This window comes from Afipia birgiae 34632 (assembly GCF_000308295.2).
Classification (GTDB): Bacteria; Pseudomonadota; Alphaproteobacteria; order Rhizobiales; family Xanthobacteraceae; genus Afipia; species Afipia birgiae.
The window spans coordinates 1,295,649-1,319,903 of record NZ_HG326652.1 but is presented as its reverse complement, the minus strand read 5'-3'; the positions used below and the strand labels follow the sequence as shown (position 1 = coordinate 1,319,903).

General features: G+C 60.8%; 19 protein-coding genes and 1 pseudogene. 7 read left to right on the top strand and 13 right to left on the bottom strand.

Features of this window, described 5'->3' with window-relative positions; translation table 11 throughout:
• Positions 1-70: 70 nt before the first annotated feature.
• Positions 71-541: a BA14K family protein gene (locus BN32_RS06340; RefSeq protein ID WP_019197291.1), complete on the bottom strand. Its 471-nt coding sequence runs from the start codon at positions 539-541 to the stop codon at positions 71-73.
• Between the two features lie 132 nt (positions 542-673).
• Positions 674-859, bottom strand: a pseudogene (locus BN32_RS27585) (mechanosensitive ion channel family protein); the annotation flags it as partial.
• A gap of 275 nt (positions 860-1,134) precedes the next feature.
• Here BN32_RS27585 and BN32_RS06330 point away from each other — a divergent pair.
• A complete protein-coding gene (locus tag BN32_RS06330; protein ID WP_019197288.1) occupies positions 1,135-1,545 on the top strand; it encodes an NADH:ubiquinone oxidoreductase subunit NDUFA12 in 411 nt (136 codons plus the stop codon).
• A gap of 250 nt (positions 1,546-1,795) precedes the next feature.
• On the top strand, positions 1,796-2,707 hold the full coding sequence (locus BN32_RS06325) for a DUF2155 domain-containing protein (protein WP_040426051.1): 912 nt from the start codon (positions 1,796-1,798) through the stop codon (positions 2,705-2,707).
• Between the two features lie 15 nt (positions 2,708-2,722).
• Here BN32_RS06325 and aat read toward each other — a convergent pair whose 3' ends face one another.
• The 9 genes from aat to BN32_RS06280 all read right to left on the bottom strand — a co-directional run bounded on the left by aat (position 2,723) and on the right by BN32_RS06280 (position 11,500).
• Positions 2,723-3,397 (bottom strand): leucyl/phenylalanyl-tRNA--protein transferase, encoded by a 675-nt coding sequence (aat, locus tag BN32_RS06320; protein ID WP_019197286.1) that lies wholly within the window; start codon positions 3,395-3,397, stop codon positions 2,723-2,725.
• A 37-nt stretch (positions 3,398-3,434) separates the two neighbouring features.
• Positions 3,435-4,526, bottom strand: a complete 1,092-nt coding sequence (locus tag BN32_RS06315) for a sensor histidine kinase (RefSeq protein WP_019197285.1) — start codon at positions 4,524-4,526, stop codon at positions 3,435-3,437.
• Positions 4,523-4,963: a response regulator gene (locus tag BN32_RS06310; RefSeq protein ID WP_019197284.1), complete on the bottom strand. Its 441-nt coding sequence runs from the start codon at positions 4,961-4,963 to the stop codon at positions 4,523-4,525. Before BN32_RS06310 ends, BN32_RS06315 begins: the two co-directional genes overlap by 4 nt.
• On the bottom strand, positions 4,960-6,498 hold the full coding sequence (locus BN32_RS06305) for a sensor histidine kinase (protein WP_019197283.1): 1,539 nt from the start codon (positions 6,496-6,498) through the stop codon (positions 4,960-4,962). The genes BN32_RS06310 and BN32_RS06305 overlap by 4 nt, the downstream gene beginning before the upstream one ends.
• Positions 6,499-6,647: 149 nt before the next feature.
• Positions 6,648-8,003: an acetyl-CoA carboxylase biotin carboxylase subunit gene (accC, locus tag BN32_RS06300; protein WP_019197282.1), complete on the bottom strand. Its 1,356-nt coding sequence runs from the start codon at positions 8,001-8,003 to the stop codon at positions 6,648-6,650.
• Between the two features lie 24 nt (positions 8,004-8,027).
• Positions 8,028-8,522 carry an acetyl-CoA carboxylase biotin carboxyl carrier protein gene (gene accB, locus BN32_RS06295; protein ID WP_019197281.1) on the bottom strand — a complete coding sequence of 165 codons (495 nt, stop codon included), beginning with the start codon at positions 8,520-8,522 and terminating at the stop codon, positions 8,028-8,030.
• 37 nt (positions 8,523-8,559) lie between these two features.
• Positions 8,560-9,015 carry a type II 3-dehydroquinate dehydratase gene (aroQ, locus tag BN32_RS06290; RefSeq protein ID WP_019197280.1) on the bottom strand — a complete coding sequence of 152 codons (456 nt, stop codon included), beginning with the start codon at positions 9,013-9,015 and terminating at the stop codon, positions 8,560-8,562.
• 232 nt (positions 9,016-9,247) lie between these two features.
• Entirely contained in the window at positions 9,248-10,012 is a 765-nt protein-coding gene (locus tag BN32_RS06285) for a DsbA family protein (RefSeq protein WP_019197279.1), read from the bottom strand.
• A gap of 42 nt (positions 10,013-10,054) precedes the next feature.
• Positions 10,055-11,500, bottom strand: a complete 1,446-nt coding sequence (locus BN32_RS06280; RefSeq protein WP_040425516.1) for a M48 family metalloprotease — start codon at positions 11,498-11,500, stop codon at positions 10,055-10,057.
• Between the two features lie 144 nt (positions 11,501-11,644).
• Between BN32_RS06280 and BN32_RS06275 the strand changes: the two genes are divergently transcribed.
• Positions 11,645-12,838 carry a pyridoxal phosphate-dependent aminotransferase gene (locus BN32_RS06275; RefSeq protein WP_019197277.1) on the top strand — a complete coding sequence of 398 codons (1,194 nt, stop codon included), beginning with the start codon at positions 11,645-11,647 and terminating at the stop codon, positions 12,836-12,838.
• Between the two features lie 75 nt (positions 12,839-12,913).
• Here BN32_RS06275 and BN32_RS06270 read toward each other — a convergent pair whose 3' ends face one another.
• Positions 12,914-15,910, bottom strand: a complete 2,997-nt coding sequence (locus BN32_RS06270) for an Rne/Rng family ribonuclease (RefSeq protein WP_019197276.1) — start codon at positions 15,908-15,910, stop codon at positions 12,914-12,916.
• 672 nt (positions 15,911-16,582) lie between these two features.
• On the opposite strand from BN32_RS06270, the gene BN32_RS06260 reads away from it, so the two are divergent.
• The 4 genes from BN32_RS06260 (at position 16,583) to BN32_RS06245 (ending at position 22,841) form a co-directional block, all read left to right on the top strand.
• On the top strand, positions 16,583-17,869 hold the full coding sequence (locus tag BN32_RS06260) for an N-acetylmuramoyl-L-alanine amidase (protein WP_019197275.1): 1,287 nt from the start codon (positions 16,583-16,585) through the stop codon (positions 17,867-17,869).
• Between the two features lie 193 nt (positions 17,870-18,062).
• Positions 18,063-20,555, top strand: a complete 2,493-nt coding sequence (locus BN32_RS06255; RefSeq protein ID WP_019197274.1) for a penicillin-binding protein 1A — start codon at positions 18,063-18,065, stop codon at positions 20,553-20,555.
• A gap of 87 nt (positions 20,556-20,642) precedes the next feature.
• Positions 20,643-21,774 (top strand): peptide chain release factor 2 gene (gene prfB, locus BN32_RS06250; RefSeq protein ID WP_152343789.1). Its coding sequence is split into 2 segments (ribosomal slippage): positions 20,643-20,711 and positions 20,713-21,774, totalling 1,131 coding nucleotides; the frame shifts between segments, so codons are not numbered across the junction.
• 170 nt (positions 21,775-21,944) lie between these two features.
• Positions 21,945-22,841, top strand: coding sequence for a DMT family transporter (locus tag BN32_RS06245; RefSeq protein WP_019197272.1), 897 nt, complete (start codon positions 21,945-21,947; stop codon positions 22,839-22,841).
• Positions 22,842-22,847: 6 nt separating this feature from the next.
• Here the strand turns inward: BN32_RS06245 and BN32_RS06240 are convergent, their stop codons facing one another.
• Entirely contained in the window at positions 22,848-24,194 is a 1,347-nt protein-coding gene (locus BN32_RS06240; RefSeq protein WP_040425510.1) for a peptidoglycan DD-metalloendopeptidase family protein, read from the bottom strand.
• Positions 24,195-24,255 lie beyond the last annotated feature (61 nt).

The following is a 24,255-nucleotide window of genomic DNA, read 5'->3' as shown; positions in this document are numbered from 1 at the left end:
AGGGATGCAAAACAAACCCGGCGATGCATTCGCGTGCATCGCCGGATTTGTAATCAGGCTCTGTTCGAATTTACGGGCAGGGATAGCGATTGCCGTCGTAATTCAGATATGTTCCTGAAGCCGGATCATAAGATCGATACCGCTGCATGCAGTAAGCTTCGGCGTCTCCGCCGCCATAGCCATACCGAGGTGCGACGACGACCGGAGCAGGGGCTGGATAGTATGCCGGGCCACCGTATCCATATCCGTAACCGGGCCCGTAGTAGTAAGGGTTGGAGCCCGCCGCGATAGCGCCGCCGATCAGCGCGCCTGCGGCAAGACCAGCGCCGACACCACCCCACCCCCCGTGATAACCGTAACCGTAGCCATAACCATGCCGCCGCCATTGAACCTGAGTTACGAGCGAATTGTCGGCGCCAGCATGCGCAGCCGAAAACGGCTGGCTCGGCGCCAGCGGAGCAGCATGGCTGGATGACGTCGCAGCCATCGGAAGCGCCAGCGCAACCACTGCGGCAGCACATCCTTTCCTAAAGGTGATCATCGTCCTCACTCCAAGCCCGTATCGATCACTCTGGATTGTGAAGCCGCGCGGGATGCGCGGCTCCATTCAGAGGACAGTAATGTTCGTTTGGATTCAGGCGCTTCTGGGGCGGTTCCCAGACCTGGAACATGCCGGCTGCGCCACTGCGATCTGCGCACCAGCAATCAGGTTCGACAGCAAGGGATGCGCGGCCAAATCGATCGCCAGACCGGCGACACCGGCCGATGCGAACAGGCTGACGCCATACTGCCGGACCTGTTCGAAGCTCAACATCGCCGCCGCGACGGTCATAATGACGATGAGAATCTCGGTCGCGCGTCAGGATCCTGTGTCAACAGCGACCGGGTTTTGGGATGGTGCACGCCGATCGTGCTTCGGATCGTGTGGACGATCAGCGCATTGGCGATAAGTGCCGCAGCGATGGTATCGAGCATCGCGGAAGTCCGGAGGTGCGTGGCGAAACGACACCAACGCACAGGCCGGACGGAGGTTCATGCATTGCACCAAGTTGCTGTTGGCGCTGGACAATTGGCGCATCCGATGGCATCACACAGCTCTCGCGCGGCCACCCGCGCCCAGTTCGGATTCGCGCCATGAAGCTGTTTTTCCTGCGTTTTTTCACGTGGTGGAGCGGGTCGACTTTCGGCACGCAGCTGTGGACCCGCCGCTTTGGCGAAGTGGTCGGCCAGGACGAGGGCGGCAACACTTACTATCGCACGCGCGGCGGCAAGATCGATCCGACGCTGGGTTTCGAGCGCCGCTGGGTGATTTACAACGGATATGCCGAAGCGACGCGCGTTCCGCCGGCATGGCATGGCTGGCTGCACCACACCGTAGACACGCCGCCGACCGAGATTGATTACAAGCCCCGCGAATGGGAAAAGCCGCACCGCCCCAACATGACCGGGACGCCTGCAGCCTATCGTCCGTCGGGCTCGACGCTGGCCAGCGGCCGGCGGCCCAAGGCCACCGGTGACTATCAGCCGTGGACTCCGGGGCAGTAACACCGCTCTATTGCCCCTGATACGGCGCGAAAGCCTCGCCCTTTCCCCGCCGTATTCGGCGTGTTAACCCGAGACCTGCGCGAGGCCCATTATCGGTAGAATGTCGTGCAGCCGATTCGACTGAATCGCATATTGGGGCCGGGATCAGTTTAAGATCATGACCGTGATCGTTCCGACAGGTGTGGAGCACGATGTTTTCCGGAAACCGCTTCGCACCTTTTGGCGTCGTGCTCCTGTAGAGTCGCGCAAGATGTTCCGAACCGTCACCGCCTGTTCTTTTGCGGCTTTGATCGTGACATCGCTGATGTCGCTTGCGACGCCCGTTTACGCCCAGATCGGCAACATCTTTTCCGACAGGCCGCGGCCTCCCGCCAACATCCAGCGTGGGGAGCCGATACAGGAGCCGGAAGAAGAGGAAGTCCCCGATCTGCCACCGCAGGGTCGTTTGCTTCCGACACCCAATCGTCCGCCGCCGGGGCAGGGCGTGCCCGCTCCGGGTAACGTTCAGATGCAGCCGCTGCCGCCACCGCCCGGAACAGCGGCTGCTCCAAGGCCACCCGCAGTGCCGGGACAAGGCACGCCGAACGTCGTAACCGTGCCTCCAGCGAATCCGTTGCCAGGGCTGCCGCCGGGGCAGAAACAGCCGCGCGGCGCGCCGCCGTCGCCTGCAACCTTGCAGCCGGGCGATGAGGTTGTGACTGAGCCGCCGGCGCAGAAGATCGTCAACAAGCAGGCGGTCTTCGCAGGGTTGGACAAGATCACGGGCCGTATCATCAAGTTCGACGCCGATATGGGCGAGACTGTTCAGTTCGGCGCTCTGCGCGTCAAGCCGCAGGCCTGCTACACGCGGCCCTCGACGGAGGCGGCCAACACCGACGCGTTCGTCGAGGTCGATGAAATCACGCTTCAGGGCGAAGTGAAGCGGATATTTTCCGGTTGGATGTTCGCGGCCAGTCCGGGTCTGCACGGCGTTGAGCATCCGATTTACGACATCTGGCTGACCGACTGCAAAAGTCCATCCGCTACTGTTGCCCAGCAGGAGGCGCCGAAAGCCGCGCCAGCGCCGCCGCCACCTCAGCAACAGCCAAAGCGTCAGGCAAAACAACCAGCCGTGCAACGGCCGTTGCCGCCGCCAAACCCGTTTCCCCCGTTCCAGCAGTAACGCCTTTCAGGCAATCTAGGCTTGCGTCAGGCACGCCAGCGCTTCCGCGCCGGTCACCGGGCGGTTGGCGGGAAGGGCGAAGAAGTCGCCATGTCCGGTCACGGCGTCGTCGAGCAGCGTGCGATAACGCCGCCGCGGGACCTCGACCGCGCCAAACGTGCGGAGATGATCTGTCACGAATTGCGTGTCGAGCAGCACGAAGCCACCGGCGATCAGGCGCGCCACGAGATGAACGAGCGCGACCTTCGATGCGTCGCGTTCGGTGTGAAACATGCTTTCGCCGAAAAACGCGCGGCCCAGACTGACGCCATAAAGCCCGCCGACCAGTTGATCGCCGCGCCATACCTCGACGCTATGGCAGTGATCAATCTCATGCAGCGACGTGTAGAGGTCGCGGATACGGCCATTGATCCAGGTGTCGTCGCGGCCCGGTTGCGGGGCGGCGCACCCGGCAATGGTTTGCTTGAAAGCAGTGTTGACTGTGACGCGAAAGGTGTCCGCCCGAACGGTTCGCGCAAGACGTGACGCCACGCGAAAGCCATCGAGCGGGATAATGCCGCGCTTTTCGGGCTCAACCCAAAAAATCGTCGGATCGTCGGCGCTCTCCGACATCGGAAAAATGCCGCAGGCATAGGCGCGCAGCAGGACACTTGGGGTGATCTCGGAAGATGCGGTGTCGCGCGAACTCATGCGCAATCATAGCAAAATGTAACGGCTTTCGCGACCGTCAAGCGGCGCCGGTTGCGGATTGTCGAACAGGAGTTTCGGCGGCATGCTTCAACCGCAATACGACACGTGTTCCAGGATGGGCCGGGTCGCGTTCCGCCTTGGTTTCCAGCTTGATAGCCATGGCGCTGACGATGCGCTGACCCATGCCGGTGGATTGGGGATTTTGCTTCGCTTGCAAGCCGACACCGTCGTCGGAAATCGCCAGTTCAAGTCCGCCGTCGCAGGATCGAAGCTCGACATGGATCGGTCCAGCGCCATCCGGATAGGCATATTTAACGGCGTTCATCACCAGTTCGTTGACGATGATGCCGATCGCCACCGCGCGATCCGGATCGATCTCGACGGGCTCCGCCTTGAGCGTCAGGCGCGACATGCGGTTGCCTTCGGCAGAGCGCCGCAAATCCTCGAGCAAGGCTTCCAGATACTGGTTCAACATCACAGTCTTCAGGTCCTGCGATGTGTAAAGGCGGCGATGAACCTGTGCGACCGCAGCGACGCGGCCCATCGCATTGGTCAGTGCGGCCTTTACATCGTCGTCAGTGCTCGAATTCGCCTGAAGGTGGAGCAACGAAGCGATGATCTGCAAACTGTTGCCGACACGATGGTTGACTTCTCGCAGCAGAACTTCGCGTTCCGCGGCGAGCGCAGCATATCGATCGCGCGAGGCGTGAACCTCCGCTTCGGCATCGTCGCGTGCCTTGCGCACCAGTGCCTGCTCGATAGCGCCCTTGGCGGCGACGTCGAGTAAAGCGAGAAATTCTCCCTGCGTATCCTTGACCAGATAATCGGCAGAACCCGCTTTCAGGGCGGTGACAGCGATCTTGCTGTCCTGGGAGGCAGTTACGAAAATGACCGGTGGTGCGTCAGGAATCTTCTGAATTTCGGCAAGCGTCTCAAGACCGTCGAGGCCGGGCATGTGCTGGTCGAGCGCCACCACATCGATTCCGCCCTGCTTGATGCGCACGAGACCGCTCGCGCCATCGGGCGCGTGCTCCACGGTGAAGCCCTGTCGCTTCAATCCGCGCTCGACCAAGCGCGCGAGATCGGCGTCGTCGTCGATATATAGAATGCGAGGCGTGGATGGCTTCATGTCTTTATCGGCGGAACCTTGATGACGGAAAAGAACAATCCGAGTTGTCGGATCGCGTTGGCAAAGCTTTCGTAATTCACGGGCTTGGTAATATAGACGTTACAGCCCAGTTCGTAGCAGCGCTTGATTTCCTGCTCGTCGTCCGTGGTTGTGAGCACCACGACGGGCGCGCATTTGACGTGGCTGTTTTCCTTGATCCGCTTGAGGATATCGATCCCGGTCATGTCGGGCAGATTCAAGTCGAGCAGGATCAGCAGCGCCTGATCCTTATGATCGACGCCTGAGCCGTCCCTGCCAAACAGGTATTTCACCGCGTCTGTACCGTTGGTGAACGGCACGATCTCGTTGTTGACGCCGGAGCGCCGGATATTGCGCTCAATCAGTCGGGCGTGACCTTCGTCATCCTCGATCATGATAATTTTGACTGGCAGGCTCATACTTCTTTTCCTTGAGTTCCGTAATTCCATCGCGCGGGTAGGGTCACAGTAAACGTGCTGCCCGTGTGAAGTTCTGACGAGACGTTGATGGTGCCGCCCATCCGGCGCACCAGAGCGCGGACATGGGCGAGCCCGATGCCCTGACCTTGACGATCCTGAAGACCCGCCCGGCGAAACAGATCAAAGATCCGCGTATGGTCCTTTTGGTCGATACCGCGGCCGTTATCGATGATCTCGAAGATGATGAAGCCAAGTTTGGGGCGGCCCTTGATCAGGATATCACCCGGCACACCCGGTTTCAGGTACTTGAGGGCATTGTCAATCAGATTGGAAAAGATTTGTTCCAAAGCAAGGCGGTCGCTGACGATGTCCGGCAGCGGTTCAACGCGTATTTGAGCATTGGCTTCAGAGGCTTGATGAGCCACTGAGGAGATAATCGTTTCAATCAACTCGCGGGTATCGATTTCCACGGGATGGAAATCACGGCGGCCCTCCCGGGTGAGATTGAGGATGGCAGAGATGAGACGATCCATCTTGCCGATCGATGACTTGATGAAGCCGAGCGCTTCGGAGAAATCCTGAGAGAGCTGCTTGTCTTCGGCCTGGAGTTCCGGCGCTTCGGCCGGATCGGAATCTCCGATCGGCACCGGAATGGAGGGCGCTTCTGCAGCAGCACGGCTGTACCTTGCGATGCGGGTGAAGATGTCGGTACGCAGCTCTTCGAGTTCGCTCGTAAAGCCCATAATGTTGACCAGCGGCGATCGCAGGTCGTGGCTTACGATGTACGCGAAGCGCTGGATCTCGTCATTCGCTTCGCGAAGATCAGCAGTTCGTGTCTCAACAGCAGCTTCGAGGTTGAGATTGTTATCGCGCAGTTGCTGTTCTGCTTTATCGCGTGCTCGCGTCGATTGCCGAACCAGGAAAAGGGAGGTACCGGCCAGAAGGAGCACCAGGCCTGAACCGGCGGTGGTGACGAAGGCGGCGAGGCTCTGGCTGCGATCGGCTGCGACGGTGCGTGCCTGGAAAAGACGGTCTTCCTCGGCGCGCATGGCAGCGGCAACTTCGCCGACGCGTTGAACGGCGGAGTTGCTGCTATCACGCAACATCGCAACGCCGCCGGGAATATCGTTTTGCTTCACAAAATCGATGGCCTTCGTAAATTCGGCCAGCCGTGACTCCACTGCCGCGCGTAACTGTTTGGTGTGCTCAATCTGCACGGCGCTGTCGTTAGTCTGGATTGCAAGTTTCGCTACGCCAGAGGGGATGCGCGCGACGGCGGCCTGATGCTCCTCTAAAAACTTTGGTTGGAAGGTGAGAAGGTAACCCCGCGCAGCGCTTTCGGCGCGGCGGATATCGAGCAAAACGGTCGATATCTGATTTTCGACTTCGACGGTATGAACCACCCAGCGGCTGTCATCGCGCGCTTTGTTCACCAGAACGATGGACGTGATGCTGATCGCAACCAACACGAGAAAGCCTGCGGAGAGCAGGGCGATTTGCCAGAGTGTACGCCGACGGGCTGCGTCCAGAGTCACGCGGGCCCTGCGCAGCTGCCGGATGAGGGAAATCCCTGAAAATTCAAATTGCTACCCCTGAACCATACCCATAGCTTAGGTTCGGAATAACGCGCAAATAGGAATTTAGTTCCATCGCTGGAACTTAGGATTTCAACGAGAACCGGGCCTTAGGACGCCTTGGTGTCGCCGGCTGCGAGATAGTGCTCGAGCCAGTGAATGTGGTAGTCACCGTCGATGATGCTGGGCTCACGCACCAGCCCGCGGAACAGCGGCAGGGTGGTTTCGACGCCGTCCACGACCATCTCGTCCAGAGCGCGCCGCAGCCGCATCAGGCACTCGCCACGGGTTTTGCCATGGACGATGAGTTTGCCCACCAGCGAGTCGTAGTAGGGCGGAATGACATAGCCCTGATACACGGCTGAATCGATCCGTACGCCCAGTCCGCCGGGCGGATGATACTGCATGATCTTGCCCGGCGAGGGCCGGAAGGACACCGGGTTCTCGGCATTGATCCGGCACTCGATCGCATGGCCGTTGATGACGATCTCTTCCTGCGTGCAGGGCAGGTCGCCGCCGGCGGCAACGCGGATCTGTTCGATCACAAGGTCGATGCCGGTGATCATTTCGGTCACCGGATGCTCGACCTGGATGCGCGTGTTCATTTCGATGAAATAGAACTCGCCGTCCTCGTAAAGGAATTCAATGGTGCCGACGCCGAGATACTGCATCTCGCGCATTGCCTTGGCGCAGGTTTCGCCGATTTTCGCGCGTGCGGCTGCGTTCAGGATCGGCGAGGGGCCTTCTTCCCAAACCTTTTGATGACGACGCTGGAGAGAGCAATCGCGTTCGCCGAGATGGATCGCACCGCCGCGGCCATCGCCCAGAATCTGGATTTCGATATGACGGGGTTTGCCGAGATACTTTTCCAGATAGACCGATCCGTCGCCGAACGCGGCCTTGGCCTCGTTGCTGGCAGTTGACAGCGCAAGCATCAGGTCGGCTTCGGTCAGGGCCACTTTCATGCCGCGTCCGCCGCCGCCGGCCGCTGCCTTCACCAGCACGGGAAAGCCGATCTTCTTGGCGATCGCCATGGCGTCGTCACCGGGGCCGACGCCACCGTCAGAGCCGGGCACAACAGGAATGCCAAGGCGTTTGGCGGTTTTCTTGGCTTCGATCTTGTCGCCCATCAGGCGGATGTGCTCGGCCTTTGGGCCGATGAAATGCAGATTGTGGTCGGCCAGGATTTCAGCGAAGCGGGCGTTCTCCGACAGAAATCCATAGCCGGGGTGAACCGCATCGGCACCGGTAATTTCGCACGCTGCGAGCAGCGCCGGTACATTCAGGTAGCTGTCCTTGGCAGGCGGCGGTCCGATGCAGACGCTTTCGTCGGCAAGCCGGACATGCATGGCGTTGGCGTCCGCCGTCGAATGCACAGCAACGGTCGCGATGCCGAGTTCCTTGCAGGCGCGCAGCACGCGCAATGCAATCTCGCCGCGATTGGCAATCAGGATCTTGTCGAACATCGCAGCGCCTGACGGTGAGAACGATTATTCAATGATGACGAGCGGCTCGCCGAATTCGACGGGCTGGCCGTCTTCGACGAGGATTTGCGTGACGGTGCCGGCGCGCGTCGACGGGATTTGGTTCATCGTCTTCATCGCTTCGATGATGATGAGCGTATCGCCAACCTTGACCTTGCTGCCGACGTCAATGAACGGCTTCGCGCCAGGTTCGGACGCAAGATATGCGGTGCCGACCATCGGCGAGGGGACCGCGCCGGGATGCTTCGAGATGTCGGCGGACGTCGCCGACGCAACAGGTGCTGATGCCGGAGCAACTGCGGTGGGTGCGGGTTGGTAGGCGACCGGTGCGGCTGCCGCGATGCTGATGTTACGCGCAACCCGCAGGCGCAATCCGGCGCGCTCGATCTCGATTTCCGTCAGATTGGTTTCATCGAGCAGCATCGCCAGTTCGCGAATGAGCTCGCGCTCGTCGGCTGGCTTTTGTTTGGGAGTGGACGGTTCTTTCGGCGAAGAGGCCATGTGAAATCCGGAGCTTTCCTAACTGATAAACAGGCGATCAGGCTTTCGCCTTGGCGCCGATCCTGGCGGCGAGGCCGCTGATCGCGAGGCGATAGCCGTCAATTCCGAAGCCGCACAGCGTTGCCACGGCTGCCGATGCGACGAAGGAGTGATGACGAAAGGGTTCACGCGCGAAGATGTTGGACACGTGAACTTCGACCGTCGGGAGCTTGACCGCGATCAGAGCGTCGTGGAGCGCGATCGAGGTATGGGAATATCCGCCTGCATTGATGATGATGCCTGCGGCCTTCTTTGCGCCCGCCTCATGGACGAAATCAATCAGCTCACCTTCACGGTTCGACTGGCGGCAATCCGCAGTGAGGCCATAAAGGGCAGCGCTGTCGCGGCAGAGCTTTTCCACGTCGGCCAGCGTGTGATGGCCATAGGTCTCCGGCTCGCGGGTGCCGAGCAGATTGAGGTTCGGCCCGTTGAGCACGTAGATCGTCTTTGCCATCCGAAAACCAAACCCAGCAATGTCGGCGAAATGATGCGGCGCGCGCGGCTTCGGCCGGTTTATAGGCAACCTGAGGCCGGGAGGGAAGCCTGATCGGCTTCGCCGTCCCCTGCCAAATCGTTCAGAAATCGCCCGAAAAGGCCGATCGGAGGCTGGAAATCGTTGGTTAACCAAAATTAACGGATGTTCCCGGAGGCCTTCAGATACCGCAAGCCTCCGGTCCGGTTGCGGCCTAACAGGTCGCCTTGCCGCAGCGGGCCTGGGAAATTTTCTTGGCGAGCCCCTCCGCGCCAACGGCGCCCACCACGACATCCTTCCCGATGACATAGCTCGGCGTTCCGTTGAGCCCCATGTCCTCGGCGAGCTTGAAGTTCTCATTCAGGGTCGCGCTGATTTCAGGGCTGGTCATGTCCTTTTCGAGCCTGGCCATATCGGCGCCGGCCTCCTTCGCGGCCGCCATGGCGCGCGCCTTGTCAGCCTGTCCGCGTCCGTTCAACAGCTTCTGGTGGAAATCGAAATACTTCTTGCCTGTCGGATCCTGCATGCGGAGCGCGATTCCGACCTGGGCGGCTTCGACTGAACTTGGTCCGAGCACCGGGAATTCCTTCAGCACGACACGCAGCTTCGGATCAGACTTCATCAGCGTAAGCATGTCGGCCATGGCGTGTTTGCAGTAGCCGCAATTGTAGTCGAAAAACTCGACGAAATTCACGTCGCCATCGCGGTTGCCGACAACGACGCCGCGTGGGGAGTTGAAAATCAGCTCCGCATTACGTTGGACAGCGGCGCGGTGCTTTTCCGCTTCAGCAACAGCCTGGCGCTTCTGCAATTCTGCGGACATTTCCTCAAGCAGTTCTGGGTTGGCTACGAGGTAATCCTTGATGATCTTTTGAATCTCGCTGCGCTGAGCGTCGTTGAACGACTGCGCATGCGAGGCGGTGGGCAGACCCAACACCAGTGCGAAGGCGAAGGGAGCAAGAGAGCGGAGCGAGATCATGAGTATTCCTTCGGACTGTGTGGACCGGTGCAATGCCGGAGTTCAATTCTTTATGGGCTTCGTGTTAACGATGTCGTCGGCCTTGACCCAGCCGGGTGTGCCGATAGCGAATCTCGTCTTCGCGCGCGAGGCGAGGTCTCGCGCTGTTTTCTGATCACCGCGTAGAAAGGCTGCCTGGGCCGAGGCCAGATCGGCTTCCGCATAATCCCCCTTGCGGCCGTAAGCCATTGCGAGCTGCGTGTATCCAAGCGCTGCCTCAGGTTCCCGTATCAGCGCGGCGCGCAGAATCTTGATGGCCTCCTCAGCGTAGGCCTTATTCTCGGATGCCACGAAGGCCTGGCCAAGTAACATCTCGATGAGCGGGGCGTTGTTGGACAGTTGTACCGCCTTACGCAGAGGTGCGATGGCCTCGACGGGCTTGCCGCCTTCGAGCAGGGCCTGACCCTTCAACTCGTAAAAATAGGGATTGTTGGGCTGAACGCGGATCAGGGCGTCGATCTGGGAGAGGGCGTTGCGCAAGTCTCCATGACGATAGGTGGCGATGGCGCGGGCATAGCGCGCGGGCAGACTGTCGTTCGACGCCGGATAGCGGCGGTTCACAGTGTCTGCGCGTTCCATGAATCCGGACACTTTGGCGCGCATCATGTCGTGACGAAGCTGCAGGGCCGGATCGTCCTTCTTGTCCCAATACGGACTCGATCTCGCCAGTTCCTCCAAGGCTCTGACGCGCTCAGTGGGCATCGGGTGAGACATGTTGTAGGGATCGGCGCCGCGCGCCGCGAACAGGCTCTGCTCGGAGAAGCGCTTGAATGTTTCGTACATGCCCCTGGCCGACTGGCTGGTGGCGTTGAGAAATTTCACTCCGGCCTTGTCTGCGTTTTCTTCCTGCTGCCGCTGATAGGAGAGCATGGTCCGCATGATGGCGGCCTGCGGTGCGGCGACAGCCGCGGCGCCGGCGCTTCCTGCACCCGAACGTGCGCCGGCGACCGCGGCGCCGAGGCCGAGCAGCATGGCGATAATCAGCTGCGTTTGCGCGCGGGAAATCTGTTCGCGCAATTTCGAAAGATGTCCGCCGGCCAGATGTCCTGTTTCGTGCGCGAGCACGCCGATGATCTGATTGGGCGTATCGGATTCGCGCAGTGCGCCGTAGTTGACGAAAATTCGGCGGCCATCGGCAACGAATGCGTTGAAGGTCGAGTCGTTGATGATGACGACCTGAATGTTCTGTTTTTCGAGTCCGGCCGCGCGCAGGATCGGGCGGGTGTAGTCGCGCAGCAGTTGCTCTGTTTCGGCGTCGCGCAGCAGCGGAGGACCACCACCGCCTTGTTGCGCGTGAACCGGCCATGATGCGACGAGCAGCGCTGCGGCGGTGACGACCGCCGTCGCGCGCCGCGCGAATGATTGCGCGGGACGGAACCCTCCGACTTGTCCTGCGGGAGCGCGGATGCACGGGCCCTCGGCTGGCAGGGTCAAGTGGTCATTTGTCATGGCTTGGTCAGCGGGCTTGGCAATGGAGCAGCGGCCTGTAGGGTGCTAAATTATGATCTAACAAGACGCCGAATGCGGCGGTACAACGGCACAGCGTCGATGCTTTTCCTGCACGTCGCCGTCCCCCGGGGAATAGCAGATTTCATGCTCGATGTGACGCTCAGAGACAAGGCAAAAGGCCTTTTGGTGCCCTCAAGGCGGGGCAATGTTCCGCCATTTATGGTGATGGATGTGATGGCTGCTGCCGCCAAAATCGAGGCGGAGGGTAGCAATGTGATTCACATGGAGGTTGGGCAGCCGGCTGCGCCTGCGCCGCAGACCGCTATTGTTGCCGCCCGCGCGGCGCTCGACGTCGGGAAGATCGACTACACCGCGGCCATAGGTATCCCGTCGCTACGGCAGCGTATCTCGCGTCACTACCGTGAAACCTACGCCCAGGATGTCGATCCCGCCCGCATCGTTATCACGACAGGCTCCTCGGGCGCGTTTGTTCTTGCGTTCCTGTCGGCGTTTGAGCCGGGCGACCGGGTCGCCATCACGTCGCCGGGCTACCCACCGTATCGTCACATTCTGCGCGCGCTCGGATGCGAACCGGTTCTGATCGAAACCACCAGCGCTACGCGGCATGCCTTGACCGGAGAGATGCTGCTTGAGGCGCATCGCAAGACGCCGCTAAAAGGTGTGCTGGTCGCCAGCCCTGCCAATCCGACCGGCACCATGATGACGCGCGAGGCGATGTCCGATCTGATCGCTGCGGCGGACAGCGCAGGCATCCGGTTTATTTCCGACGAGATTTATCACGGCCTCGATTATGCGTTTCCGGCAGTGACGGCTGCGCAATTGTCCTCCGAGGCGATCATCATCAATTCGTTCTCGAAGTACTTCTGCATGACCGGCTGGCGTGTCGGCTGGATCGTCGTGCCCGACCGGCTGGCGCGGTCCGTTGAGACGCTGCAGCAGAACCTTTCGATTTCAGTGCCGACGCTGTCGCAAATCGCCGCCGAAGCCGCATTCGACGGTTGTGCCGAGATGGATATGATCAAGCACGGCTATGAGGAAAACCGCCGCATCCTGATCGAGGGGCTGCCGAAAGTCGGCCTGACGGAATTCCTGCCGGTGGACGGTGCGTTCTATCTCTACGCGGATGTCTCGAAATTCAATTCCGACAGCTTAGAGTTCGCCAAGGCGATGCTGCAGCAGGCGCATGTCGCAGCAACGCCCGGCGTGGATTTCGATCCATTTCACGGAAAGTCGTTCGTTCGCTTTTCCTATTCACGTTCAACGCAGGAAATCGCTGAAGCAGTGGCGCGGATCACCCGCTGGCTGGCCAAGGGTTGATCGGCGACCGGGTAACAACGCGGCAATAAGAAACCGCCCGCTGTGAAGCGGGCGGTTTCGTTTTGAACCTTATTGTTACTCGCCGCGGCGTGACCACCAGCCCGCGCGGCGCGGCTGGGCAGGTTCACTCTGCGGTTCGGAAGGCGTTGGCTCGCTCTGCGTCTGAACCGGGACCGGCTCCGGTTCAGCTTTCGGCGTTTCGCCGAAGAAGAAGCTCACCTTCTCGCGGACGGTCGAACGCTTGCGCGGAGCTGCCTCGACCTCTTCCGGCGTCGAAATGTGGTGTGACACGGGTTCGGGAGATGGTGCAGGAGCAGGGCGTTCCTCGCGGATGGGCTCTGCCGGCGCCGACAGATCGGCGACCGCTTCGGCAGCTTCGGATTCAGGCAGTGGTCCGAGGTCGTCGGCGATCGTCGAGACGATTCCCTCTCCGGGCTGCGCGCCTTCGGTCAAACCGGCTTCGTTGCCACCACGCCGGCGGCGGCCACCGCGACGGCCACGGCGGCGCGGACGGCGCTCTCCGTTTGCGTTCTGGTCGGCGCGCTGTTCGCCGTTCTGATCGTCCTGCTCGTCGTCACCTTCGTCGCTGTCGTCGCCCGTGGCTTCGGCCTGCGATGCAGATTCCTGGGCGGCGTTCTGGTCGGACGGAGCAGAGCCTTCACGGGCTTCACCCCGGCCACGGCGGCGGCGGCGGCGCTTGCGGCGCGGACCTTCTTCGCCTTCAGCGGCAGGAGCGGCGTCGGCGGATTGAGCCTCGGCGCCCTCGGTTTCATCGTCGCCTTCAAACTCGGCTTCGGCTTCGAACGTTTCGTCGTCTTCGTACTCGTAGGTGTCCTCGACCGCAGCCGGGAACGCCGCGACCTGCGCAGCCAGGATTGCCTTGGCGGCTTCCAGCGTATGCACGGCTTCGCCACGATCGATGACAAAGGATTGCTGGCCGCTGATGGTTGGATCGGCGATGACTGCCAGCGTCACCTTGAAGCTGTTTTCAAGATCACGCAGGTGGCCACGCTTGTGGTTCAGCACATAGAGCGCGACGTCGGTGCGCGTGCGCACCGTGAGATTGTGCGTTGGGCCCTTCATCAGGGTTTCTTCGAGGCCGCGCAGCAATTGCAGCGCGACGGACGATACCGAGCGGACGTGGCCGGTGCCGCCGCAATGCGGGCATGGCTCGGTGGAGCTTTCCAGCACGCTGGCGCGGATACGCTGGCGCGACATTTCAAGCAGGCCGAAATGCGAGATACGGCCGACCTGAATGCGGGCACGGTCCTGCCGCAGGCAGTCGCTGAGCTTGCGCTCGACCGAGCGGTTGTTCCGCTTCTCGTCCATGTCGATGAAATCGATGACGATCAGGCCGGCAAGATCGCGCAGCCGGAGCTGTCGTGCGACTTCCTCGGCGGCTTCAAGATTGGTCTTGAGTGCCGTGTCCTCGATGTGGTGCTCGCGGGTAGAGCGGCCCGAGTTCACGTCGATGGAAACCAGCGCTTCGGTCTGGTTGATAACGATGTAACCGCCGGATCGCAGAGTGACCGTCGGTGAGAACATCGCGTCGAGCTGGCTCTCGACTCCCATGCGCGAGAACAAGGGTTGACCGTCGCGATATTGTTTTACCGCCCGCACATTGGTCGGCATCAGCATTTTCATGAAATCGCGTGCCTCGGTGAAGCCAGTCTCGCCGGCGACGAGGACTTCGTCGATTTCCTTATTGTAGAGGTCACGCAGCGACCGCTTGATCAGCGAACCTTCCTCGTAGACGAGGGTGGGCGCCTGCGATTTCAGCGTGGTGTCGCGGACGGTTTCCCACATCCGGATCAGATATTCGAAGTCGCGCTTGATCTCGGGCTTGGTGCGCGAAGCGCCGGCGGTGCGCAGAATGATCCCCATGCCCTCCGGCACGTCGAGATCCTGCACCACGTCCTTCAGGCGATTGCGGTCCTGCGCCGAGGTGATCTTGCGGCTGATGCCGCCCCCGCGCGCGGTGTTGGGCATCAGCACGGCGTAGCGGCCGGCGAGCGAGAGATAGGTCGTAAGCGCAGCGCCCTTGTTGCCGCGTTCTTCCTTCACGACCTGAACCAGCATCACCTGGCGGCGCTTGATGACTTCCTGGATTTTGTACTGGCGGCGCGGGCGGAAAGCGCGTTCCGGCACTTCCTCCAGCACGTCGTCGCCGCCGACCGACTCGACGACTTCCTCTTCGGCGTCGTCACCGTCTTCATCGCCCTCGTCATCGTCGTCAGCATCGTCGGCGTGGTGTTCGTCCGAATGATCGTCATCGCGGAGAGCGGCTTCTGTGTCTTGAGATTCGTCATGCGCATGATGTTCATGCGGTTGATCGTCGTGTGCATGCTCGTCGTGCGAATGATCGTGAGGAGTCGCCGCTTCGTCACCGGCAGATGTAACAGGCGCATCGTGGGCTACAGGTGCGTCCGCCTCATGCGAACGGTCGTCATGATCGTGTGCTGTGTGATCGTGGTCGCCATGCGTATGATCGTCATGGTGATGATCGCCATGGCTGTGCTGTTCACGACCGTGCTGATCCTGGCCGTGCTCGCCATGTTCGTCGTGACCATGTTCATGATGCATCGTCTCCACGTCATGCGGATGGTCGGGCGCATGATCTCCGATCTGTGCCGTATCCGGCTGCGCTTGCGCATCAGTCTCCACGTTCGCGCCTTCGACAATGGCGCTCTGCACGCGCTCGCCGCTATTGCGGCGTCGTGAACTGCGATGGCGAGAGCGCCGGCGGTTGGAACGGTTTTCCGTTTCCTCCTCGGCTTCGCGATGCGCGCGCTCGTCTGCCTCGATCAGGGCCTGACGATCGGCGACCGGGATCTGGTAATAATCAGGATGGATTTCGCTGAAGGCGAGAAAGCCGTGACGATTACCGCCGTACTCGATAAAGGCGGCCTGCAGCGATGGCTCTACCCGCGTGACCTTGGCGAGATAGATATTGCCGCGCAGTTGCTTGCGCTGGGCAGACTCGAAATCAAATTCCTCGACGCGATTGCCGCGGACCACGACCACCCGGGTCTCTTCCGGATGGGTGGCATCGATCAACATTTTGTTGGGCATTTTTGAGCTCTTGACGGCGAACGGGACGTTCGGCGGGCAGCGCTAGGCGCGTAGCCGGGTCACGTAACGGTTCACCTGATTCGGGGGTGAGGGGAAGGCCAAAACGCCGCCCGAAGCACCGTGCCGATTGCAACGTCAGCGAAACGCGACGCGGAAAAGATTCGCGTCGTATCGATGCTGGCGTCGATGGGATTTTATCACAGATCCCGTTCGGCAATAGAGTCTGGCGCATCAAGCGTCGGCCCGTCTAATTCAATGGGCGGCAAAGTGCCGCCGTATCCTGCCGCCGACGTCGCCAGCGGTTCGCGCTGGTTCTGGATGTCCGCTGCCTTGCAGCAGCGGTTGCCGGTTATGAGGGTAGCCGCTCGGGCTGGTAACCGCCGCTCCGCGTCAGCCGCGCACTGCACTGGCTGTGGAGGGTCGGAAGGTACGCTGGAACCTCTTAATTGAATGAGAGGAACCGGCGCTGCACCGGGAAGCTGAACGCGACACAACCGTAAGTTTAAACCGTCAGCACCTCATACATACGTCGAATGGTGGTTTCTGGCAAGGGAAGCGTCACAGCGCTGCAACACAGCGCCGTAATCGTTCCTTGCCCGGTAAGCAGCCGTTAACTGTGCGGTTCTATTGCGGTATGAGGTGTCCGGAGCTGCGAATTTGGTGACAAGCCACATGAAATATCGCGCATTGTTGGTGGCTGCTCAGATGTGCGCCGCAGCATTGTCGTGCTTCACGATTCCTGCCGCTAGGGCCATCGAATCTCAGTCACCACAGCTGGCAGTTGCGCCTGCCTTTCCAGTCGCCTCCGGCGTGCGCGTGGCGGGCGACAACAAGCAGACCCGCTTCATTTTGGATATCGATCGCAAGATTGATGTGCGGGCCTTTGTGCTCGGCGATCCCTACCGCGTCGTCGTGGACATTCCTCAGGTGACCTTCGATCTGCCGGCCGGCACCGGGACGACCGGCCGCGGACTGATCCGGGCATTTCGCTATGGTCTCGTGATGCCCGGCGGATCGCGTGTTGTCTTCGACCTGGCCGGTCCGGCTAAAATCGAGAAGGCCTATGTGATCGATGCAGCGAACGGGCAGCCGCCGCGGCTCGTGGTCGAACTGGCCGCCGTGGAGCGCTCCGCCTTCAAGGTTTCTCATGCGGGCGACGAAAAGCTTCAGCTACGTCCGGCCATCGTCGCCGATGCCTCGGGGACTGCGGTTGAAACGACCGGCGCGATGGGACCCGGCAAACCCGCCGATTCCCGCCCGGTTATCGTGATCGATCCCGGTCACGGGGGCGTCGATAACGGAACGCAGGCTGCGACCGGCGAAGCCGAAAAGACGCTTGTCCTGGATTTCGCCAAGGCTTTGCGGGACAGGATCGAAAAGGGCGGCAAATTCCGGGTCGTCATGACGCGCGATGACGACACCTTCATTCCGCTCGGCGAACGCGTGAGGATCGCCCGTTCCAATATGGCGTCGCTGTTTGTCTCGATCCACGCCGATGCACTGCCCAAACGGGGAGGCGATGCGCAGGGCGCGACGGTGTACACGCTCTCGGATCGCGCCTCTGACGCGGAAGCAGAAAAGCTGGCCGAGGCCGAGAACAAGGCGGACGCAATCGCGGGTGTTAATTTGACGGAAGAGCCGGCGGAAGTGGCCGATATCCTGATCGAACTCACTCAGCGCGAGACACGAGCATTTTCAAACCGCTTTGCCCGGACTCTCGTCAACGAGATGAAGAACGTTGCCCGTATGCACAAGCACCCGCTCAAGTCGGCGGGCTTCAAGGTCCTCAAGGCGCATGACGTTCCTTCTGTCCTCGTCGAGCTGGGTTACGTCTCGAACAAGGACGACCTCCAGCATCTGGTGTCCGAGAACTGGCGGTCGCGTACGGTCGGTTCCGTTGCCCAGGCCGTGGATGCCTTTCTTGGAAAACGTGTGATTTCCGCAGGTCCTTCGAAATAAGCGCCTTCGGCTTGAATTCGCAGGGCAATTGTCGCCGAGGCCCTAGTTTGGCCACAGCGGCGGCTCTATAGAATTTTGGGTTGGGAAGAGACCAGAATCGATCCATGCGAATGGCGAATGGTATAGTTCGGTTCGGAAGCCCGGTCGTGCGCCTCGGGTGATCGCGCCAGACGCTTAAGGACGGATACTGACGATGCGGTTGCTGTTGCGGTTCATGGGCTTCCTGTTTGCGGCCGGAACGATCGTGTTCCTTGTCGGCGTCGCAGCAGCGGCGGGACTGATCTGGCATTTTTCGAAGGATCTGCCGGACTATTCCCAGTTGCAGGACTATGAGCCGGCGGTGATGACGCGCGTGCACGCCGCTGACGGATCGTTGCTCGGCGAATACTCCAAGGAGCGCCGGCTCTATCTGCCGATCCAGGCCATCCCGAAGCCGGTCATCAACGCGTTCCTTGCGGCGGAAGACAAGAATTTCTACGAGCACGGCGGTATCGATTTCACCGGTATGGCCCGCGCCGCAGTTCTCTACGCGCAGAACTACGGTTCCAACCGCCGCCCGCAGGGCGCGTCCACGATCACTCAGCAGGTCGCGAAGAACTTCCTTCTGACCAACGAAGTCTCCTTCAATCGCAAGATCAAGGAAGCGCTGTTGGCAATGCGCATCGAGCGCACCTACACCAAGGACAAGATTCTCGAACTTTATCTCAATGAAATTTATCTCGGCCTGAGCGCCTACGGCATTGCCGCTGCGTCGCTGGTCTATTTCGACAAGTCAGTGAACGAACTCACCATCGCGGAAGCCGCCTATCTGGCGGCGTTGCCAAAGGCGCCGTCGAGCCTTCATCCGGTCCGCAACCGCGATCGCGCCATCGAACGCCGAAACTATGTCATCGACCGGCTGGTTGAAAACGGCTGGATCAAGCAGGTCGATGCCGTCGCCGCCCGCAAGGAGCCGATGATCGTCACCAGCCGCTCCAACGCGGCGCACATTTTCGCCGGGGAATATTTTGCGGAGGAAGTCCGTCGCGACATCTTCGAACGTTACGGCGAGAAGAAACTCTATGAAGGCGGCCTTTCGGTGCGCACCTCGCTTGACCCCAAACTTCAGATCATGGCGCGCAAGTCGATGGTGGCCGGGCTGGTCAAGTTCGACGAGGCCCAGGGTTGGCGCGGCGCGCCGCATAAGATCGACATCGGCGGCGACTGGGGCGTGAAGCTTGCAGAGGTCAAATCGCTCTCCGACATTTCGCCGTGGCGGATGGCTGTTGTGCTTGAAACGAGCGAGCAGTCGGCGCGGATCGGCTTTCAGCCTGGCCGCGAGCTTGGCGGTGCAGTCTCCAAGACCCGCGAAACAGGTTTGATTTCGCTGGACGGCGTGAAGTGGGCGAAGGCGGCAGCCGGACCGACGCGCTTCAAGACGCCGACCGCGGTGACGCAGGTGCTTGCACCAGGCGACGTGATTTATGTAGATCCGTTGCTCGACAAGGACGGCAACAAGGTCGAGGGACAGTACCGGCTCCGCCAGACACCGGAAGTCTCCGGTGCCATGGTCGCGATGGATCCGTGGACGGGCCGCGTTGTTGCAATGGTCGGCGGCTTCTCCTTCGATCAGAGCCAGTTCAATCGCGCGACGCAGGCGTATCGCCAGCCGGGTTCGTCCTTCAAGCCGATCGTGTACTCGACGGCGATGGATAACGGCTACACGCCATCAACAGTCGTCGTGGACGCGCCGATCGAAATCGATCAGGGGCAGGGCGCCGGTGTGTGGCGTCCGGAAAACTACTCGACCGGGAAGTACTACGGACCTACCACGCTGCGGAATGCGCTCATCAGGTCGTTGAACACGGTGACGGTGCGCCTCGCGCAGGATGTCGGCATGCCGCTGATTGGCGAGTATGCCAAGCGCTTTGGCATCTATGATGAGTTGCCGAACTATCTGTCCTACGCGCTCGGAGCTGGCGAGACGACTGTCATGCGCATGGTCACCGCCTATTCGATGTTTGCCAATGGCGGCAAGCGGGTGAAGCCGACGCTGATCGATCGCATTCAGGATCGCTACGGTCATACCATCTTCAAGCACGATCAACGCGAGTGCCGCGGTTGCGACGCTGGTGACGGTTGGAAGAACCAGCCCGAGCCATCGCTGGTCGATCGTCGCGAGCAGGTGCTGGATTCCATGACCGCCTACCAGATCACGTCGATGATGGAGGGTGTGGTGCAAAGCGGCACGGCGACCATCTTGCGTGAGGTCGGCAAGCCGATTGCCGGTAAGACGGGCACGACCAACGATGAGAAAGATGCGTGGTTCATCGGCTTCTCGCCGGATCTCGTGGTCGGTGTTTACATCGGCTACGACAAGCCGCGGAATCTTGGCAGGGGCGGCACTGGCGGCCATCTTGCCGCGCCGGTTGTGAAAGACTTCATGAAGCTCGCTCTTGCCGACAAGCCTGCGGTTCCTTTCCGCGTGCCCGCAGGCATCAAGCTGATTCGTGTGGATGCCAAGTCCGGCATGCGCGCTGGACCGGGCGACGGCGGCAGAACCATCCTCGAAGCTTTCAAGCCCGGAACCGCGCCGCCAGACAATTACTCTGTTATTGGTGTGGCAGATGCTGACGGGCGCTCACCCGGCGTCTCCCCGGATGCAGATCGCGCGATCTTCCGGCCTGGTACCGGCGGCCTGTATTAGCCGACGCGTCAAGTTGCGCTGGCCGCCGTCAGCCGCTACATCCCTCACGTCTTTTGAATCGCGGTGCTCCCGCAAGCCGGAAATCCCATGCGTCCTGAAATTGAACGCCTTGTTGAAGAGATCAAGCAGTCAGTCGGGCTGCTGAGGAGGCATCTTTGACGTCGATGCTGCCACGGCGCGCCTCGCCGAACTGAACGCTCTCGCAGAAGACCCCAATCTCTGGAACGATCCGCAGAAAGCCCAGAAGCTGATGCAGGAGCGCACCTCGCTTGAGGGGCAGCTCACCGGCATCGGCAAGATCGAGCGCGAGCTCGAAGACCAGATCGGCATGATCGAGCTTGGCGAGTCCGAGAACGACGAGGGTGTCGTTCTCGAAGCCGAGAATGTGCTGAAGGCGCTGAAGAAGGACGTCGCGAAGCAGGAGCTGGAAGCGCTGCTGTCGGGCGAAGCCGACAAATTCAACACATATCTTGAAGTCCATGCCGGTGCTGGTGGCACCGAAAGCCAGGACTGGGCGTCGATGCTGCTGCGCATGTATACGCGCTGGGCGGAGAAGCGCGGTTTCAAGGTCGAGTACCTTGAAGAGACCGAAGGCGAAGAAGCGGGTATCAAATCCGCGACAATCCAGATCAGCGGTCACAATGCTTACGGCTGGTTGAAGACGGAAGGGGGGGTGCACCGGCTGGTGAGAATCTCGCCGTTCGATTCCAACGCCCGGCGGCACACGTCATTTTCGAGCGTCGCGATTTTTCCGGTGGTCGACGACAGCATCAAGATCGACATCAAGGAATCCGACGTGCGCACCGATACGATGCGCTCTGGCGGCGCGGGCGGCCAGCATGTCAACAAGACCGAATCCGCGGTGCGTTTGACACATATTCCGACCGGGGTGGCCGTGGTCTGTCAGGCGGGCCGCTCGCAGCATAAGAACCGGGCGCAGGCCTGGGACATGCTGCGCGCACGTCTCTACGAAATCGAACTGAAGAAACGCGAAGAGAAGGCCGCCGCCGATCAGGCCGCCAAGACCGATATCGGCTGGGGGCATCAAATCCGATCCTATGTGTTGCAGCCCTATCAGATGGTGAAGGATCTGCGCACCGGCGTGCAGACCTCCGACACCCAGGGTGTACTCGACGGCGATCTGGATGATTTCATGGCAGCGACATTGGCGCAGAAGGCATTCGGCACCACGCCCGGGGCGATTGAGGACGTCGACTAGAGTCTTCGATTTATCGCGTTTCTTTATGCGAACCGGTACCCGTCTCGCTTGAAAATATACCGAGCGCGGAGCCGGGTTGTCCGGAAACGGGTGGTTTTGCACCCGGTCTCCGCATATGCCATGTGGCCATGGCAGTCGTGCAAGAGAGACTTCCCGAAATCGAGATGAGAATGGACGAGCGCGATTGGTCGCGCCTGGTCTTCCTGTCCGTTCTCTGGGGCGGAACGTTCTTTTTTACCAGTGTTGCGCTGAGGGAGCTGCCGCCGCTGACGCTGGTTTGTCTTCGTCTGTCGATTGCGACACTGATCCTGCTGCCTGTGCTCTGGATCAATCGAGTCCGGTTTCCCGTTGGTATCGCAGGCTGGTGGCCCTACGTGGTAATGGCGCTCATCAACAATGTGATCCCGTTTTCGCTGCTTGTGATGGGGCAGACTTACATTCCGGGTGGTACGGCAGCAGTTGTGAATGCGACGACGCCGGTTTTCACTGTTCTGGTTGCGTCGGCGTTCGGCGAGGAGAAGCTCATCCTCCGGCGTGTTGCGGGCGTTCTGCTCGGCCTTTGCGGCGTCATCATTCTGAAGGGGGCTGAATTCGACATCAACTCCCGGCAAAGCATCGGCATCGTGCTGTGTCTTGGCGCCACGATCTGTTTCGGATTCTCCGCGCTGTGGGCCAAGCGTAAACTGGCAGGTTCTCCGCCAATCGCGTCCGCGACCTTTCAACTACTTTCGGGGAGCCTGATGATGTTCGTTCTGGCGAGCATTTTCGATCGCCCCTGGCAATTGCAAATGCCTGGACTGATCACGTGGCTGGCAATTCTCGGTATTGCATCGCTCTCGACCGCGCTCGCGTTTATCCTTTTCTTCCAGATCATCACGCGCTCCGGGGCAAGCAACGTGATGCTCGTGACGCTTCTTGTTCCCGTCAGCGCGATCCTGCTTGGCTATTTTGTCCTGGGTGAGAGGATCGAAGCCCGTGAGATCGTCGGCGCGCTCGTTATCGCGAGTGCGCTTTTGGTGATCGATGGACGCGTCTTTCGTGTGTTCGGCCGATCAGGGTTGAACTGAACCAGTCTATCCTTGGGTCAAGCGGACGCCCGCGCGAAGGAATTTCTGGGGGTCAACGGCGTCGCCATCGATCCGCGTTTCATAATGCAGGTGAGGGCCAGTGGATCGGCCTGTCGAGCCGACCGCGCCGATTACTTGACCGAGGGCAATAACTTGCCCGACTTTGACGTTGATTTCCGACAGGTGCCCGTAGCGCGTCGACAGTCCGTTGCCGTGGTCAATCTCCACCAGACGGCCGTAGCCGCCGCTCCATCCCGCGGTAACGACTTTGCCGCTGGCGGTAGCGCGGACGGGATCGCCGGTCGATGCGCGGAAGTCGAGGCCGCTGTGCATCGCGGGGCGGCCGAGAAAGGGATCGCTGCGGACACCGAAGCCGGATGAGAATTCGACATTGCCGACAACCGGTTTACGATACGGCACAAGCGACAGGGTGCGCGTGAGTTTATCGACCTGCGCGCGGCTTAGGTTGATCCGGTACAGTTGGCGGTCGAACGCGCTGGCGTCAGATGATGGCTTGGTCACTGGTATGAACGGTCCGCCCATTCCGCCCTTGGGAGCGGCGGCTTCGAGCTGCGCGATGTCCAGTCCAAGGTCGGTGATCACGCCGCGCATGCGGCGCATCCGCGACTCGTAGCTGCCTTCCACGGAGCTGAGGGCAGCCGTTTGACGGCCTTCAACCTTATCCAGTGCGTTCTGGAGATTCGACAACGCGCTATCGACGCCCTGAGATTTCGCAAAGTCGGTGCGCGGCTGCACGACTGCCGGCGTTCGCGATTCAAGACGGGCCTCACGGTCCGGCGGTGTGACAAAGATCACAGTGTCGTTGATCGGTGAGGGCTTTGGGATTCCTGTTGTGTTGCCTGCATCGGTCGCCTGTGCGCCGCGCGCCGTCGGCTTGATCGAACCGGTGGGAGCGGTATCGGGCATGGTGTTGAGGGCCGCTGCTCGCGATTCGAGCAGCGCCTGCCGCCGCATGATCTGATTGAGCTTCTGGTCGTACTGTTCCTGGTCGAGCAACTGACGGCTTGTGGTGCGATCGACACGTGCGCGAAGTTCGGCAATGCGATCTTCATAGGCATACTGCATGTCGGCCTGGCGGGCGATGAGCCGGGTCAGGACGTCGTCTCGGAAGGCGAAGTAGGTCGCTGTCGCCGCCGACCACGCGCCCATGATGACAATCGATCCGGCCACGATCCAGAATACCACTGGCCCAAAGCGCACCGCCTTACCGTGATGGACGATGGTGTAGCCGTTGCGGTCCGGACGATGATGCGCCGGGCGTCGCTGTGGCGCCCTGGCATGGACGTGGTGGTGTTGGGCATGTTCGGAATAGTGGGCGGAACGGTTCGACATCAGCACTCCCGCGCCGGCCGGAACGCACTCCGGGCGGCTCAATTACAGAAGCCGATTTGAA